Below are 16,296 nucleotides of genomic sequence, written 5' to 3'. Positions count from 1 at the left end.
CGCGCGGGCGGTGGCCGGGCTGAACGCCGCGCCCGGGCGTGGCTTGGACCGTGCCGGGGCAGGCCACATCATGGAAGGCCGGTCCGCGCGAGGCGTCAACGATGAACACCGTCCACCATGTCCATGGCCGCCCCCTGCGCGGCGTGTTTTCCGGCGCGGAGCGCGTGCAGTTCGGGATGGGCTGCTTCTGGGGTGCGGAGCGGCTGTTCTGGACCCTGCCGGGCGTGGAGACCACGGCCGTCGGCTATGCCGGCGGTGACGCCGACGCGCCCACCTACCGCGAGGTGTGCAGCGGACGTACCGGCCACGCCGAAGTGGTGCTGGTGGTCTACGACCCGGAGCGGGTCGACTTCGCGACCCTGCTGTCACGCTTCTGGGAGGGCCACGACCCGACCCAGGGCATGCGCCAGGGCAACGACGTCGGCAGCCAGTACCGTTCGGTGATCCACTGCGACACCGGGGCGCAGCACCGCGCCGCCGTGGCCAGTCGCGACGCCTACCAGCAGCGCCTCGCCGACGCAGGCCACGGGCCGATCACCACCCAGATCGTGTATCCGGCACCTGCCTTCCACTACGCGGAGGACGAGCACCAGCAGTACCTGTCGAAGAATCCCCGCGGCTACTGCGGCCTGGGCGGCACCGGGGTGAGTTGCCAGGTGGGCGTCGCCAGCTGAGGCCGCGCGCGGGAACGGTCGCCGTTGCGGCTACAGCCCGGCGGCGCCCGGGACGTGGGCCGTCGCGGTGGATTCGGACACGTGCGGCTCCAGCAGCCCGGCCGGCAGCCCGCGGAACACGTCGGCGAGTTCGTGCAGGAACCCGGCCATGGCCGTGCTGCGGCGCCAGACCATGGCGATGCGCCGGCTGGGCGCCGGCGCGTGGAAGTCGACCAGCCGGATGTTGTCCGAGCGCGCCACCGGCGGCTTCACCGCCAGCGAAGGCAGCAGGGTCACGCCGACGTTGGCGGCGACCATCTGGCGCAGGGTCTCCAGGCTGGTGGCCTGGAACTCGCCCTTCTCGCCGGCGCCGGCGAGATGGCAGACGTCCAGCGCCTGGTCGCGCAGGCAGTGGCCGTCGGCGAGCAGGAGCAGGCGCTCGTCGACCAGGTCGCCCAGCGAGATGCGGCCGCGGCCGGCGAGCGGGTGCGCCTCGGGCACCGCGAGCACGAAGGGCTCCTCGAACAGGAACTCGACCTCGAGCTGGTCGTCGCCCACCGGTAGCGCGAGGAGGGCGGCATCGAGCCGGCCCTGCTGCAGGCGATCGAGCAGGACATCGCTCTTCTCCTCCACCAGCAGCAGCTCGAGCTCCGGGAACCGCTTCCGGATCGCCGGCACCACGTGCGGCAGCAGGTAGGGGCCGAGGGTCGGGAACAGGCCCAGGCGGACGGTACCGGCCTCGGGGTCCTGGCTGCGCCGGGCGGCCTCGCGCATCTGCTCGATGTCGGCCATGACCCGCCGCGCGCGCGTCGCGACTTCGCGCCCGGCGGGCGTGAGCATCACGTTGCGCGGCGCCCGTTCCACCAGCGCCACGCCCAGCTCCTCCTCCAGCTTGCGGATCTGGGTCGACAGCGTGGGCTGGCTGACGAAGCTCGCCGCCGCCGCCCTGCCGAAGTGCAGGTGGTCGGCGAGGGCGACGAAGTAGCCCAGGTCGCGCAGGTTCATGGCGGAGCCTCGCTGTGGAGGAGGTGGCCGCGGCTTACGCCGTGGCCGCCTCGGCATCGGCCGTGGCGGCCGGGCTGCTGCTGCGGATCAGGTGGTCGAACGCGCTGAGCGATGCCTTGGCGCCTTCCCCCATCGCGATCACGATCTGCTTGTACGGCACCGTGGTGGCATCGCCGGCCGCGAACACGCCCGGCAGCGACGTGCGGCCGGCGTCGTCGACCACGATCTCGCCGCGGGGGCTGAGCGCGATGGCGCCCTTCAGCCACTCGGTATTGGGCAGCAGGCCGATCTGCACGAACACGCCTTCCAGCTCCACGCGGTGCGCGTCGCCACCGACGCGGTCGCGGTAGACCAGCCCGTTGACCCGCTTGCCATCGCCGAGCACCTCGGTGGTCTGCGCGGAGGTGATGATGCGCACGTTGGCCAGGCTGCGCAGCTTGCGCTGCAGCACCTCGTCGGCGCGCAGCTTCGAATCGAACTCGACCAGGGTGACGTGGCTGACGAGGCCGGCCAGGTCGATCGCGGCCTCGACGCCGGAGTTGCCGCCGCCGATCACCGCCACGCGCTTGCCCTTGAACAGCGGGCCGTCGCAGTGCGGGCAGTAGGCCACGCCCTTGTTGCGGTACTGGTCCTCGCCGGGCACGCCCATCTGCCGCCAGCGCGCGCCGGTGGCGAGCACCACGGTGCGGCCGCGCACGCTGGCGCCGCTCTCGAGCTCGACGGTGGTCACGCCGTCGCCGTCCTGGCTCAGCGCCTTCGCGCGCTGCAGGTTCATGATGTCGACGTCGTACTGGCGCACGTGCGCCTCGAGCTGCGCGGCGAAGCGCGGGCCTTCGGTCTCGGGCACGGAGATGAAGTTCTCGATCGACATGGTGTCCAGCACCTGGCCGCCGAAGCGCTCCGAGACGACGCCGGTGCGGATGCCCTTGCGCGCCGCATAGATCGCCGCCGCCGCGCCGGCGGGGCCGCCGCCGACTACCAGCACGTCGAACACGTCCTTCTTCGCGATCGCCGCGGCGTCGCGCTTGGCGGCGCCGGTATCGAGCTTGGCGACGATCTGCTCGAGGCTCATGCGGCCCTGGTCGAAGACCTCGCCGTTGAGGAACACGGTCGGCACCGACATCACTTCGCGCGTCTCGACCTCGTCCTGGAACAGGGCGCCGTCGATCGCGACGTGGTGGATGCCGGGGTTGAGCACCGCGGCCAGGTTCAGCGCCTGGACCACGTCCGGGCAGTTCTGGCACGACAGCGAGAAATAGGTCTCGAAGCGGTACTCGCCCTCGAGGTTGCGGACCTGCTCCAGCAGCTCCGGCGCCGCCTTGGACGGATGGCCACCGACCTGGAGCAGCGCCAGCACCAGCGAGGTGAACTCGTGGCCCATGGGCAGGCCGGCGAAGCGCAGGTCGATGTCATGGCCGGGGGAGGTCACGGCGAAGGACGGCTTGCGCTGCGCGTCGTCGCGCGAGACCTCGACGCTCACCTTGTCCGACAGCGCGCGGATGTCTTCCAGCAGCTCGAGCATCTCGGCCGACTTGCTGCCGTCGTCCACGCTGGCGACCAGCACCACGGGGCGCTGCAGCCGCTCGAGATAGGCCTTGAGCTGGGTCTTGAGATCGTCTTCGAGCATGGTGGACTCCTGGATAACGGCAAGGCGGGGGCCTGCAGCCCGTCCCGGGACGGGCCGCCACCGGCGTGGGGATGGACCGCAGGCCGCGCGCGCTGCACGGACTCCGGTCCAGCCCCACCCCCGCCGAAGCGGGGATGGGCTGGGTCTTGCACCTGTAGGAGCGGCCATGGCCGCGATCGCTTCCTGAGGCCGGAGGGATCGCCGCTATAGCGGCTCCTACAGAAAAACCGGCGTTCTTAGATCTTGCCGACCAGGTCGAGCGACGGCTTCAGGGTCTTCTCGCCTTCCTTCCACTTGGCCGGGCAGACCTCGCCCGGATGGGCGGCGACGTACTGGGCGGCCTTGACCTTGCGCAGCAGCTCCAGGGCGTCACGGCCGATGCCCTCGGCGGTGATCTCGATCGACTGGATCACGCCCTCGGGGTCGACGATGAAGGTGCCGCGGTCGGCCAGGCCGGACGGACGCAGGATCTCGAAGTTCTTAGAGATCTCGTGGGTCGGGTCGCCGATCATCGGATACTGGATCTTGCCGATCGCGTCGGAGCTGTCGTGCCAGGCCTTGTGCGAGAAGTGGGTGTCGGTCGACACGCTGTAGATCTCGACGCCGAGCTTCTTGAACTCGTCGTAGTTGATGGCCAGGTCCTCGAGCTCGGTCGGGCAGACGAAGGTGAAGTCGGCCGGGTAGAACACGAACACGGACCACTCGCCCTTCAGGTTGGCGCTGTCGACTTCGACGAACTCGCCGTTGTGGAAGGCGGTAGCCTTGAACGGCTTGATTTCGGTGTTGATGACGGACATGGGAATCCTCGCGAGGTGGGAGAAAACCGGCGGCTGCCGGACGAAGGGAATGTTAGGCCAGGCCTATCAATCGGTAAAGTTAATTATAGTTATTCAATCGATAGGCTAAAACTATCATGAGCCAGCACATTGTTTCCCAATGCCTGTCGGAGGCCGCAGAGCGGATCGAAGCCTCCGAGGCCGGTCTCCTCCTCCAGCACGTCCTGCGGCGGTCACAGGCCTGGCTTTTCGCGCACGCGGACGCCGAGGTTCCGGCGGCCGAGGCCCGCCGCTTCGATGCCCTGGTGGCACGTCGCGCCGAGGGGATGCCGGTGGCCTACCTGGTCGGACGCCGCGGCTTCTGGACCCTCGACCTTGCGGTGACCCCGGACACGCTGATTCCGCGCCCCGAAACCGAGCTTCTGGTGGAGCAGGCGCTCCAGCGGCTGCCGACCGGGCGGCCGCTGCGCGTCGCCGACCTGGGGACCGGCAGCGGCGCCATCGCCCTGGCGATCGCCAGCGAGCGTCCGCTCGCGCAGCTGGTCGCGACCGACCGCAGCGAGGCCGCGCTGGCGGTGGCGCGCGGAAACGCGCGGTCGCACGGACTGGATGGCCGCGTCGACTTCCGCCAGGGCGACTGGTTCGCGCCGCTGGCCGGCGATCGCTTCGACCTGCTCGCCAGCAATCCGCCCTATATCGCCGCGGCCGACCCACACCTGGGACGCGGCGACCTCCGCCATGAGCCGGCCGATGCGCTGGCGTCCGGCGCCGACGGCCTAGACGCGATCCGCATCCTCGCCGCGCACGCGCCGGCCCTCCTCGTGCCCGGCGGCTGGCTCCTGCTCGAGCACGGCTGGGACCAGGGTCCGGCCGTGCGCGCGCTGCTGGCCGCCGCGGGCTTCGAAGAGGTCGCCACCGTGCCCGACCTCGAACACCGCGACCGGGTCAGCCTGGGGCGCCTGGGGTCGGCCCGGGGAGCCCGCTGGTAGACTGGCCACGTTCATCCCGCACGAGGTTCCGCCCGCATGCGCACGCTGTATCCCGAGATCCAGCCCTTCGACGCCGGCACGCTCCGCGTCGACGATCGCCACGTCCTCTACTACGAGCAGTGCGGCAATCCAGAGGGCAAGCCGGTGGTCATGCTGCATGGTGGCCCGGGCGGGGGATGCACCGACAAGATGCGCCGCTTCCACGACCCGGCGAAGTACCGCATCGTGCTGTTCGACCAGCGCGGCTCGGGCCGCTCGACCCCGCACGCCGACCTGGTCGACAACACCACCTGGCACCTGGTCGACGACATCGAGCGCCTGCGCGAACACCTGGGCATCGAGCGCTGGCAGGTCTTCGGTGGTTCCTGGGGTTCGACGCTGGCGCTGGCCTACGCGCAGAGCCATCCGAAGAAGGTCACCGAGCTGGTGCTGCGCGGCATCTTCATGCTGCGCCGCTGGGAGCTGGAGTGGTTCTACCAGGAAGGCGCCTCGCGCCTGTTCCCCGAGGCCTGGCAGCACTACATCGCGGCCATCCCGGAGAGCGAGCGCGGCGACCTGATCGCGGCCTTCCACCGCCGCCTGACGTCCGACGACGAGGCCACGCGCCTCGCCGCGGCGCGGGCGTGGAGCGTCTGGGAAGCGGCCACGAGCTTCCTGCGCATCGACCCCGGCTTCATGTCCGACCACGAGGACCCGCAGTTCGCGCTGGCCTTCGCGCGCATCGAGAACCATTACTTCACCAACGCCGGCTTCTTCGAGTGCGACGACCAGCTGATGCGCGATGCCTACCGCATGGTCGACATTCCCGGCGTCATCGTGCACGGCCGCTACGACGTGGTCTGCCCGATCCAGAACGCCTGGGACCTGCACCAGGTCTGGCCGAAGGCCGAGCTGGTGGTGACGCCGACGTCCGGTCATTCCGCGTTCGAGGACGAGACCGTCGACGCGCTGGTGCAGGCGACCGACCGCTTCGCCTGAGCGGCTGCGCGGTCCCGGCCCGGCGGGCTAGGCCACGCTCGCCGCGCGCGGGCGCGGCGGGCGGTTGAAGAGCAAGAGCATGCGCTGGATCAGCGGGCCGATCGTCAGCGCGTAGGCGAGGGTGCCGAGCCCGAGGCTGCCACCCAGCAGGAAGCCGGCCAGCAGCACGCCGCCTTCGATCAGCGTGCGCACCAGGCGCACGGACCATCCGGTGCGCCGCGCCAGCCCGGTCATCAGGCCGTCGCGCGGCCCCGGGCCGAAGCGCGCGCCGATATACGCCGCGGTGGCCGCGCCGTTGAGCACGATGCCGCCGGCCAGCAGCCCGACGCGCGCCGGCAGCGTGAGGTCGGCGAGCGCGCCGCCGATCCAGGCCATCGCCGCATCGAACACCAGGCCGATCACGACCACGTTGCAGACGGTCCCGAAGCCGGGGCGCTGGCGGATCGGGATCCACGCCAGCAGCACCGCGAAGCCGACCACGATCGCCACCCGGCCCATCGGCCAGTCGCCCTGCAGCGCGATGCCCTGGTGCAGCACGTCCCAGGGCATCAGCCCGAGCCCGGCCTGCACCAGCAGCACCATCGACAGGCCGTAGGCGACCAGGCCCAGGAACAGCTGGATGAGCCGGCGGGGCATGCGTGGGGCCGCCGCGCCGCGGCTCAGGCCTTCGTGCCGTCCGGGTTGTATTCGATCATCCACAGCCCGGCCCAGAGCTTGAGGTCGAGCTCGTAGCCTTCGGCGTATTTCCGCATCAGCCAGGCCGGTGCGCTGGCGCGCGGCACCGCGTGCACGGTGATGGCCTCGTCGGCCACGCCGCCGCCGTCGCCGACCTTGCGCAGGTCCAGCGCGCGGGCGAACGCGATCCGCTCGTTGCTCATGCCCGACGAGGTGGGGCCGACCAGCAGCACGTCGATGCGGCCCGCGTCCCAGCCGGTCTCCTCGATCAGCTCGCGCCGCGCGGCGGATTCGAGGGTGTCGTCGTCGACATCGTCGCCGACGAGGCCGGCCGGCATCTCGATCGTGCGCGCGCCCAGCGGCACCCGGTACTGCTCGACGAAGAGCACGTGGTCATCGGGGGTCACCGCGATCACCAGCACCGCCAGGCCGTCCTTGCCGTGGGTGCGTTCGCAGGATTCCCAGTGGCCGCGCCGGACCATGCGCAGCCATTCGCCCTGGTAGAGGATTTCCGGTTGTTCGCCGCCGGCGCGGGTGCGGGTGTCGTCCATGCCCTCGATCCTAGCCTTCCGACATGGTCGAAGCACCGTTTGCCGTCGCCGCGATGCCGCTGGCGGCGTCGAGCCTGCGGCGCGTCATCGGTCCGAACCCCAGCGCGTCGGCGAACGCGGCCAGCGTCGCGGCGTCGGCGGCGGCGCGTTCGAACGGCACCGTCGCATCCGTGAGCGGGGCGTCGCAGGCGATGGTCGACAGTCGCCGGCAGAGCAGGGCCTGTTCGCGGTGCTCGCGCAGGCGCGCGGCCACGGTCGCGGCGCCACGCATGCGCAGGAAGGCCACCTCGTCGATGCGCCCGAGCAGCGCGTCGAGGCTGCCGAAATGCCCGAGCAGCACGGCCGCCGTCTTGCAGCCGATGCCGGGAACGCCCGGGATGTTGTCGACCGCGTCGCCGCACAGGGCCAGGTAGTCGGCCACCTGGTGGGCATGCACGCCCTGGCGCGCCTTGACCCCGTCCGCGCCCCAGCGCTGGCCGCGTGCGTAGTCCCACTGCTCGTCGTGCGCCTGCAGCAGCTGGGACAGGTCCTTGTCGGCCGAGACGATCACCCCGCGGAAGCCGGCATCGCGCGCCAGCACCAGCGCGGTGCCGATCAGGTCGTCGGCCTCGTACTCGCGGTGCGCCAGCACCGGCAGCCCGAGCGCCGCGCACAGCGATTTGCAGTAGGCGAACTGGCGCTTGAGCTCCGCCGGCGCCGGGTCGCGGTTGGCCTTGTAGGCCGGGTACAGCGCGTTGCGGAAGCAGGAGTCCAGGGCCTCGTCGAAGGCGATGGCGATGTGCCGCGGGCGCTCGCGCTCCAGCAGGTCGAGCAGGAAGCGGGCGAAGCCGTGCACCGCGTTGGTCGGCCAGCCGTCGGCGTCGCGGAAGCCCTCCGCCGGCATCGAGTGCCAGGCGCGGAAGACGTACAGGCTGGCGTCGACCAGGTAGAGCGGCGGGGCCGGCGCGGGCAGGGTCACGCCGGCGGCGTCCAGGCGCGCAGCAGCGCGTCGGGATCGGGTCGCTCGCGCTCGGGCGGCACCAGCTTGGGCGTGCCGATATGGATGAAGCCGGCGATCCGCTCGTCGGGGCCCAGTCCGAGCAGCGCCGCCACGCCGGGATCGACGGCCGGCCAGCCGGTGAGCCAGCACGCGCCGAAGCCCATGCCCTGCGCTGCCTGCAGCAGGGCGAAGCAGGCGCAGCCGGCGGTCAGCAGGCGTTCCTGCGCGGGGATGGCCTCGTCCGCCGGATCGAACACCGCGACCACCACGACCACCAGCGGGGCATGCGAGAAGCGCGCGCGGTCCTTGGCAATCGCCGCCTCGCCGGCATCGGGATGGAGGACCTGGCCACGCGCGGCGACCGCCTCGCCCAGCGCGTGGCGCGCGTCGCCGGCGATCGACAGGAAGCGGAACGGCACGCGCTTGCCGTGGTCCGGCACGCGGACCGCCGAACGCAGCATGCGCCGCAGCTCGGTTTGCGTCGGCGCGGGCGCCTCCAGCTGGCGCGCGGGCACCGACCGGCGGGCGTCGAGGGCCTCGAGCGCGGCGGAGTGTTGGCTAAGTGGGATTGCAGTCACAGACCTCGATGGCTCCATTCAGGGATGGTATGCGTGGGTGCATCCCCCGGCACCGATCGCATCCCGAATGATCGCAGAAGACGCCCCCGGCTACTCCCCCTCCCCGTCACGCTCCGGCGCGATGCGCGATCCCGTGCGCCTGTTCGACGCCCTGCGGCGCGAATCGGTGACCGCCCTCGGCGGCGTGCTCTCGGGGTTCTGGGGCACGATCGAAGAGCAGGTGCGCCTGGAGGCGCTGGCCGGCCACGACTACAGCGGTGCCCAGGACGACCGCATGGCGGTGATGGCGCTCGGCCATCGCGCGCTGGACCTGGCCACGCGCTACCGCGAATCGCTCGAGCGCGGCTTCGATGCCTGGCGCAAGCCCGCGTCGCCACCGCTCAGCGACAAGTCGCTCAGCCTGATGTCGGAGGGCGAGCTCGAGATCCACCTCGCGGGACAGCACACGACCGAGCTGCTCGACCACCAGTTCCTGCATCCGCTGGAGCAGCTGGAGGAACGGCTGCAGGCCCTGGCCTCCGCGCTGGGCGTCGAAGGTCCGCGGGCCAATCCCGTGCGCCCCGAGGCCGCGGTGGCCGCCTTCGTCGAGCTCTTCGGTGCCGAAGACCTGACCCGCGGGCTGCGTCCGCTGGTCTTCAACCAGTTCGACAAGCGCCTGCCGGAGGTGCTGGGCGACCTGTACGAGAAACTCAATTCGATGCTCGAAGGAGCCGGCTTCGGCTCCCAGGCGGGCGGCGGCACCCGCGCGGTGCGCGGGCGCCCCGGCACGGGCGGAGGGCAGGGCCACGGGGCAGCTGGCGCCGACCTCGGCGGACAGGCCGAGGTCGGCGGTGGCTGGGTGCCCGAGGGCGGGGTCGTCGAGCACGGCGGGGTTGGCGGTGGTGGCGGTGGCGGTGGCGGTGTCTCCGGAGCGGCGGGCGGATCGGGCGGGCCGGGCGGTGGCTTCGGCGCGGTGCCGATGGGCTACGGCATCGGCGCGCCGATCGCCGGCGGCGCGATGCACGCCGCGGCGTCCGAAGGCCGCCCGCCGCGCTATCGCGACGTCGTGCGCGAGCAGCTCGCGCACTGGCGCGCCTCGGGCGGCGGCACGGCCACGGGTACGGCGCGCGCGGGTGACCCGTTCGAGCAGGATGCATCGCCTGGCGACGCGCACGTGCTGCGCACCGAGGACCTGCTCAACGTCGCGCAGATCCTGCAGGGCGACGACAGCGCCCCCTACACCCGCGCACTCGCGGCGTCGGACGCGCGCGAGCTCAGCCGGGTGATGCGCGAGGCCATCCGCGGCGGTGTGCGCCAGCTCGGCCTCGACGCCGACGTGACCCATTTCAGCGTCGACGAGGAGGATGCGATCGACCTCGTCGGCATGCTCTTCAGCTCGATCAGCGACGCCAACGACCTGGAGGGCCGCGCACGCGACTTCTTCGGCCGGCTGGTCGTGCCCTACCTGAAGGTCGCGCTGACCGACGATTCGATGTTCAACCGCCGCAGCCATCCCGCGCGGCGCCTGCTCGACGTGCTGGCCGAGGCCTGTGACGGCAACGCCGGGGAAACGCCGCAGGACCGCGAGACCCTGGACCGCGCCGAGCGTGCCGTCGACCGCGTGGTCGAGGAATACGACGACGACCAGGCGATTTTCGAACTCGCCGCCAGCGAACTGCGCGACCAGCTGGAGCAGCAGCGCCGCCGGTCCGAGCTGGCCGAGAAGCGTGCCGCCGAAGCGATCCACGGTCGCGAGCGGCTGCAGCAGGCGCGCGCCCATGCCGCCGACCTGGTCGGCTCGCGTCTGTCGGAGCGGCGGCTGACCGTGCCGGTGGCGCAGTTCCTCGACCGCCACTGGCGCCACCACCTCACCCAGGCCTGGCTGCGCGACGGCCCGGGCAGCAGTCGCCACCACGAGGCCATCGCGCTCGGTGACGCGATGGTCCAGGTCGACGTCGACGCCGCGCACGCGCGCGGCCGGGTGGTCGCCGAGCAACTCCTGGCGCTGCAGGTGCCGCTGGGCGAGTGCTATTCCAGCTGCGGCATGGACGCGACCGCGGCGCGCGACGGGATGGCCCGCATCATCTCCGCGCTCGGCCTGCCCGACGCCCCCCGGCGCGTGCATGCGCCGGAGGCCGGCCTGGAGGACGTGGACACCGGCGCCGCCGAAGGCCCGCTGGCGGGGCTGCAGCTTGCAGGCGGCACCGACACCCTGGACTTCGACCCGGAGGTCGCCGCGCGGATGCGCCGGCTGAGGGTCGGGCAGGGCCTGCGACTGATCGACGAGGACGGACACGAGACCGCGGCGCGGATCGCCTGGGTGAGCCCGCTGACCGGCCGCTTCCTGGTGGTGAACCGCCGCGGCATGCGCCGGATGGTGGTGTCGCCCGAGGAGCTGACCGCCCTGGTCGCGGCCGGCCGGGTGGCGGTGCGTTCGACCGATGCGCCGTTCGACGAGGCCATGCGACAGGTGTGGCAGCAGCTCAATCCCAAGGCCGCGCCGAACGCGCGCGACGAGAGGGCGGTCAACGGCTGACGCCTGCTGGCGGATGGCCGTGGCGCCCGCCGGCGCATGACCGCCGCGGTTGCCGTCATGCGCCAGGTGCTGGTGTTGGGATATCGTGGCGCGCCCGCCCAGTCTCAGGCATCTCCTAGAAATGCGACCGCGATCAAGTCCCGGCGATGCAGGTCCTGCCCGGACAGCGTCGGCCAACACGCCGGCCCGCCAGCTCGAAGCGCTGCACCAGGGCTTCCGCGCCCGCCTGCTGCCGCTGCTGGCCGAGTCCCGCGAAGCCACAGAGGCCGAGTTGAGGCGCCTCGCGGCCGAGTCGCCCGACGACGAACTCGCCGAAGCGCTCGCCAACGCCGTCGTCCTGCAGCACGACGCCAGCCGCCACCAGCGCGGCTGGGAGGGCCATCTCGCCCAGGGCTTCGCCGGCTGGCCCACGCCGCCGGATGCGGCCAGGCTTGCGCGCGGCTTCGCCCTGGTCTCGGACGGGGAGCTGCATGCGCAGCTGATCGGGCAGCCCGCGGTCGAGGCGCTGGAGCGGCGCTTCGCCGACGTGCTCGGCATCATCGATGGCCGCCTCTGGTCGATGGCGGCGGCGCTCGGCGGCCATGCGCGGCCGGTCAATCCGTTCGCGCCGCGCGCGGTGATCGACGCGTTCCTCGAGACCTTCAGCGCCACCGAATGCGATCCGATCCTGCGCTCGGCGCTGCTGCGCCAGTACGAGCGGCTGTGCGGACCGCGCCTGCTCGAGGCCTATGCCTGGCTCAACACCACGCTGGCCGAGGGTGGACACGCGCTGGATGGCGCCAGCGGCGGTGCCGCACTGGTCTCGCAACCGGTGGCGGGCAAGGGCGGGCAACCGGCCTGGGCCGGACACGACGCGCTCAAACCCCAGGCGTCGTCCTGGCGCGAGTCCGCGCCCGGAGCCGTGGAGCACGGCACCGGGCGGCGCAGGATCCTGTGCGACCGCCTGCGCGCGGCGCGCGGCCCGGAGGCCAGTGCCCGGGCGGCGTCGGCCCGCGACTTCAGCGAGCAGGAATTTTTTTCGGTGCTGTCCCTGCTGCAGGGCAACGAGACGCCGAAGCAGCCGGTCCAGGTGCCGGGTTCGATCGGCGTGCACCTCAGGGATGCGCTGCGGAACGGAGCCGAAGGCCTGGGCCTGCCTGCGGACCTGGCGGCGCCATCGCCGGCCCAGGACGATGCGATCGACGCGGTCGGTGCGCTGTTCGACGGCCTGCGCGCCGACGCCGCACTGTCACCCGATGCCCGCGGCCGGCTGGCAAGGCTCGCCTGGCCATGGCTGCGGCTGGCGCTGGCCGATCCCGCGCTGTTCGAAGACCCCGCGCATCCGGCCATGCGCCTGCTCTCGGGCCTGGTGGCGTGCTGGGACGCCAACCTGGCGCGCAGCGACGACGAGGCCGCGCTGCACGTCCTGGCGGACGGGCTGGCCGACCGCGTGGCCAACGACTACCACGACGACGCGGGCGTGTTCGCCGCGGCGCTGGAGGAACTCGATGCCACGCGCGCGCCGCTGGAGCGGCGTGCGGCGATCAGCGAACGCCGGGCCTGGCAGTCGATCCTCGGCGGCGAGCGCCTGCAGGAGGCGCGCCGCGACGCCGATGCGCACCTCGCCGCGCGGCTTGGGCGCGCGCCACTGCTGGTCGAGGTGGCCGGCTTCCTCTCCGGCGCCTGGCGCCAGTCGCTGGCCATGGCCTGGCTGCGCGACGGCCCCGGGTCGGCTCGCCACGGCGAGGCGCTGGCCGTCGGTGACGAACTGCTGGAGATCGACGCCGCGGCGGCCGCGGCCGAGGGACGCGACGTTGCCGATCGCCTGATCGCCCTCGGCCCGCAGCTTCGCGCCTGCCTGCTGGCCGGCGGTATCGCCGATGCCGGCGCCGACGAGCAGTTGGCCCGGCTGGTGGCCGCCCTGGCACGGCCCGATGCGCCGCGCATGCCGGCGGCCTTCGTGCCGCTGGCCGAGCCGGAAGAATTCGATACGTCCGCCGGGTCTGTCGGCGACGACGCGGCGGCAGCCGTCGGACAGGTGCTGGTCAGGGATGCCGCTGGGGGCGAGCCGCCGACCTGGCTGCGCCTGGCCTGGACCAGCCCGGTCACCGGACGCCACCTGCTGGTGAACCGCCAGGGTGCGCGCACGGCGCTGATTGGACCGGGGGAGCTGGCCGCGGCGCTGGCAGGCGCGCAACTGGTGGCGCGCTCGGCGGAAGGCGCGGCGGAAGCCGTGCTGCAGCGACTCGCCGGTCCGCCAGCCGGCTGAGCGCTGCCGTCGCGCATCGCCGCCGACACCGCTAGGATGGTGCGAAGGCATCGCGGGGAGTCGGGAATGGCAGTGAGGATCGGCATCGCGCGGGAAACCGCGCCGGGCGAGCGGCGCGTCGCGCTGACCCCCGAAACCTGCAGGAAGCTGGTCGCCCTCGGTGCGACGGTCACCATCGAACGCGGCCTGGGCCACCACGCCCACTTCGCCGACGCCGCCTATTCCGCCGCGGGTGCCGTGCTTGCCGACGATGCACCGGGCGCGCTGGCCGGAGCCGACCTGGTGCTGTGCGTGCAGGCGCCGCCGCCGGCGCTGCTGGCGACGCTGCGCGAAGGCGCCGCGCTCATCGGCCAGCTGCAGCCCGAGGCCGACCCGGCGCGTGGCGAAGCGATCCGCGCGCACGGCCTGGTCGCGTTCCCGCTGGAGCGTTTGCCGCGCACCACGCGCGCGCAGGCGATGGACGTGTTGAGTTCGCAGGCCGGCATGGCCGGCTACAAGGCGGTGCTGATCGCCGCGCAGCTGGCGCCGCGCTTCTTCCCGATGCTGACCACCGCGGCCGGCACCATCCGGCCGTCGAAGGTGCTGGTGATCGGCGCCGGCGTCGCCGGCCTGCAGGCGGTGGCCACCGCGCGCCGGCTGGGCGCCCAGGTGGAGTGCTTCGACGTGCGTCCGGAAACCCGCGAGCAGATCGAATCGCTGGGCGGCCGGTTCCTCGACCTCGGCGTGAGCGCGGCGGGCGAGGGCGGTTATGCGCGCGCGCTCACCGACGAGGAGCGCGCCGAGCAGCAGAAGCGCCTGGGTGAGCACCTGCGCAACATCGACGCCATCGTCTGCACCGCCGCCGTCCCCGGGCGGCCGGCACCGAAGATCATCACCGCCGGCATGGTCGGCGGCATGGCGCCCGGCAGCGTGATCGTCGACCTCGCCGCCGAGACGGGCGGCAACTGCGAGCTGACGCGGCCGGGCGAGACGATCGACGCCGGCGGGGTCACCGTGGCCGGGCCGCTCGACCTTGCGAGCAGCGGCGCGGTGCACGCCAGCGAGATGTTCGCGCGCAACGTCTTCAACTTCGCCAGCCTGCTGGTCGCCGACGGCGCGCTCGCCTTCGACTGGAACGACGAGCTGCTGGCCAGGACCGTCTGGCCGCAGCCGCAGCCGGCGGCCTGACTCGCGCTCAGCGGTCGCGCGGCGGCTCGGGGGACCTGGGCGCCCGCGGTGGCGCCGGATGCGCCTGGACCCACGCGCGCCGCTGCGCCGGGGTCATCGCGCCCCACTGCTTGCGCAGGGCCTCGCGCTCGGCCTCGGGCAGGGTCCGCATGTGCGCATAGAGGGCGCGCAGGGCGCCGCGCTTTTCCGGATCCATCTGTCGCCAGCGCTCGGCGCCCCGGCGGGCACGCTCACGCTGTTCGGGCGGCATCTGCTGCCAGCGCTCGGCATGTTCGAGCATGCGCGCGCGGCGCTCGGGATGGTCGTCCCAGCGCTGGCGCAGCGGCGCGACCAGGGCCTCGCGCTGCGCGTCGCTCAGCTGGTCCCAGGCTGGGAGTGCCGGTCCGGCGGGCGTCTGTGCGGCGGCCGGCAGGGTGAACGTGGCCAGCGCCAGAAGCAGCGCGGTGGTGGTCGAGCGGATCGTGGGATTCGGCATGGTCCTCACTCCATCGCCAGGATCAGGCTGTCCTGCGAGGCGACCCACAGGTACAGATCAGGGTCTTCCTCGAGCGTGGCCAGGCCCTCGTCCCAGGCCGCCGCCTCGATGGCCGTCCCGGCCGCGGCCAGCGACGGTGGCGCAGCATCCGTTGGCCCACCGTCCAGCGCCGGCTGGCGCAGCCCGATGGCCAGCGCGAAGACGGCTGCCAGGCCGGCCGCCGCCCACCAGCCGCCCGACCGCAGCTCCGGCCGTGCCGGCGTGGCGGCGGAGGCGGCATGGCCACGCCGCACCCGCAGGGCATAGAGGGTGCGCGGCGGCACCTGTGCCACCGCCTGCACATGCACGGCGCGCAGCCGGCGGTCGAATGCGTCGTGTGTGTCGCTCATCGGAAATCCTCCAGTCGCTTCTGCAGCGCGTCGCGTGCGCGCGACAGGTGTGTCTTGACCGATCCCTCGCTGCAGCCCATCACCCGCGCGGTGGTCGCCACGTCGAGCTCTTCCAGGATCCGCAGGGTGAAGGCCTCGCGCTGGCGCCTCGGCAGGGCGCGCAGCGCCTGCACCAGCTCGCTCCAGGCCTCGCGGCCGTCGTGCGCGCGGGACGGGTCCGGCTCGTCGCCGGCCCATTCCACGCCCGCCTCCTGGCGTTCGTCGGCCGAGGTCATCCAGCCCAGGCGCAGGGTGCGCCGGCGCTGCACGTCGACGATGCGGCTGCGCAGGACGGTCCAGAACAGCGGCGTCCACTCGTCGGCGGGCCGATCGCGGTAGCGCAGCATCCGCACCATCGCGTCCTGCACCGCGTCCAGGGCGTCCTCGCGGTGGCGCAGCCCGGCTTCGGCGAAGCGCACCGCACGCGCGGCGATGCCGTCGAGGAAGGTCTCGAGCGTCATCGCGTCGGCCGTCGCCCCGGTCTGCGCCGCGGCGGCGTACACGCTGTTGGCGTCAGCTGGCATGGGATCCAGCATAGCCAGCGCGGTGCCGTGGTGTTGTGGGTTGCTGCTGCCGTCCATCCAGGCATTCCAGTCGGGTCGTGGATGGGAACGCAGGCCGGCGCGCGCGGTTGACAGGTGCCCGTGGCGCC

General features: G+C 72.6%; 16 protein-coding genes. 6 read left to right on the top strand and 10 right to left on the bottom strand.

Annotated features, from left to right (window positions below):
* The first annotated feature begins 50 nt into the window (after positions 1-50).
* On the top strand, positions 51-674 hold the full coding sequence (gene msrA / locus JG616_RS12355) for a peptide-methionine (S)-S-oxide reductase MsrA (protein WP_234446500.1): 624 nt from the start codon (positions 51-53) through the stop codon (positions 672-674).
* A gap of 30 nt (positions 675-704) precedes the next feature.
* On the opposite strand, the gene JG616_RS12350 is transcribed toward msrA, so the two are convergent.
* From JG616_RS12350 to ahpC, 3 genes are all read right to left on the bottom strand, one after another.
* Positions 705-1,658, bottom strand: a complete 954-nt coding sequence (locus tag JG616_RS12350) for a LysR substrate-binding domain-containing protein (RefSeq protein ID WP_199392777.1) — start codon at positions 1,656-1,658, stop codon at positions 705-707.
* Positions 1,659-1,692: 34 nt separating this feature from the next.
* On the bottom strand, positions 1,693-3,285 hold the full coding sequence (gene ahpF, locus JG616_RS12345) for an alkyl hydroperoxide reductase subunit F (protein WP_199392776.1): 1,593 nt from the start codon (positions 3,283-3,285) through the stop codon (positions 1,693-1,695).
* Between the two features lie 236 nt (positions 3,286-3,521).
* Positions 3,522-4,082, bottom strand: coding sequence for an alkyl hydroperoxide reductase subunit C (ahpC, locus tag JG616_RS12340; protein WP_199392775.1), 561 nt, complete (start codon positions 4,080-4,082; stop codon positions 3,522-3,524).
* Positions 4,083-4,198: 116 nt separating this feature from the next.
* Here ahpC and prmC point away from each other — a divergent pair, with 116 nt between their 5' ends.
* Together prmC and pip are read left to right on the top strand one after the other, a co-directional pair.
* On the top strand, positions 4,199-5,050 hold the full coding sequence (prmC, locus tag JG616_RS12335; RefSeq protein WP_199362912.1) for a peptide chain release factor N(5)-glutamine methyltransferase: 852 nt from the start codon (positions 4,199-4,201) through the stop codon (positions 5,048-5,050).
* Positions 5,051-5,086: 36 nt separating this feature from the next.
* Positions 5,087-6,028: a prolyl aminopeptidase gene (gene pip, locus JG616_RS12330; RefSeq protein ID WP_199362913.1), complete on the top strand. Its 942-nt coding sequence runs from the start codon at positions 5,087-5,089 to the stop codon at positions 6,026-6,028.
* Between the two features lie 27 nt (positions 6,029-6,055).
* Here the strand turns inward: pip and JG616_RS12325 are convergent, their stop codons facing one another.
* Genes JG616_RS12325 through JG616_RS13680 form a run of 4 tightly spaced genes read right to left on the bottom strand, consistent with a single transcriptional unit; the run spans position 6,056 to position 8,829 of the window.
* Complete coding sequence (locus JG616_RS12325; RefSeq protein WP_199392774.1) at positions 6,056-6,664, bottom strand: hypothetical protein; 609 nt, start codon at positions 6,662-6,664, stop codon at positions 6,056-6,058.
* A 23-nt stretch (positions 6,665-6,687) separates the two neighbouring features.
* Entirely contained in the window at positions 6,688-7,254 is a 567-nt protein-coding gene (locus JG616_RS12320) for an NUDIX hydrolase (RefSeq protein WP_199362915.1), read from the bottom strand.
* Between the two features lie 10 nt (positions 7,255-7,264).
* Positions 7,265-8,227: a 5'-3' exonuclease H3TH domain-containing protein gene (locus JG616_RS12315; protein ID WP_234446645.1), complete on the bottom strand. Its 963-nt coding sequence runs from the start codon at positions 8,225-8,227 to the stop codon at positions 7,265-7,267.
* Positions 8,209-8,829 (bottom strand): nitroreductase, encoded by a 621-nt coding sequence (locus tag JG616_RS13680; protein ID WP_234446499.1) that lies wholly within the window; start codon positions 8,827-8,829, stop codon positions 8,209-8,211. The genes JG616_RS12315 and JG616_RS13680 overlap by 19 nt, the downstream gene beginning before the upstream one ends.
* A gap of 49 nt (positions 8,830-8,878) precedes the next feature.
* Here JG616_RS13680 and JG616_RS12310 point away from each other — a divergent pair, with 49 nt between their 5' ends.
* The 3 genes from JG616_RS12310 (at position 8,879) to JG616_RS12300 (ending at position 14,741) form a co-directional block, all read left to right on the top strand.
* On the top strand, positions 8,879-11,326 hold the full coding sequence (locus JG616_RS12310) for a DUF1631 family protein (protein ID WP_199392773.1): 2,448 nt from the start codon (positions 8,879-8,881) through the stop codon (positions 11,324-11,326).
* 121 nt (positions 11,327-11,447) lie between these two features.
* Positions 11,448-13,574, top strand: a complete 2,127-nt coding sequence (locus JG616_RS12305; RefSeq protein WP_199392772.1) for a DUF1631 family protein — start codon at positions 11,448-11,450, stop codon at positions 13,572-13,574.
* Positions 13,575-13,640: 66 nt separating this feature from the next.
* Positions 13,641-14,741 carry an NAD(P) transhydrogenase subunit alpha gene (locus tag JG616_RS12300; protein WP_199392771.1) on the top strand — a complete coding sequence of 367 codons (1,101 nt, stop codon included), beginning with the start codon at positions 13,641-13,643 and terminating at the stop codon, positions 14,739-14,741.
* Positions 14,742-14,748: 7 nt separating this feature from the next.
* Here JG616_RS12300 and JG616_RS12295 read toward each other — a convergent pair whose 3' ends face one another.
* Genes JG616_RS12295 through JG616_RS12285 form a run of 3 tightly spaced genes read right to left on the bottom strand, consistent with a single transcriptional unit; the run spans position 14,749 to position 16,168 of the window.
* A complete protein-coding gene (locus JG616_RS12295; protein WP_199392770.1) occupies positions 14,749-15,216 on the bottom strand; it encodes a DUF3106 domain-containing protein in 468 nt (155 codons plus the stop codon).
* A gap of 5 nt (positions 15,217-15,221) precedes the next feature.
* Positions 15,222-15,605 (bottom strand): hypothetical protein, encoded by a 384-nt coding sequence (locus JG616_RS12290; RefSeq protein WP_199362920.1) that lies wholly within the window; start codon positions 15,603-15,605, stop codon positions 15,222-15,224.
* Positions 15,602-16,168 carry an RNA polymerase sigma factor gene (locus tag JG616_RS12285; RefSeq protein ID WP_199362921.1) on the bottom strand — a complete coding sequence of 189 codons (567 nt, stop codon included), beginning with the start codon at positions 16,166-16,168 and terminating at the stop codon, positions 15,602-15,604. Before JG616_RS12285 ends, JG616_RS12290 begins: the two co-directional genes overlap by 4 nt.
* Positions 16,169-16,296 lie beyond the last annotated feature (128 nt).

The organism is Luteimonas sp. MC1895, from assembly GCF_016457215.1.
Lineage (GTDB): Bacteria > Pseudomonadota > Gammaproteobacteria > Xanthomonadales > Xanthomonadaceae > Luteimonas.
This window is presented reverse-complemented; position numbering and strand designations above follow the sequence as displayed.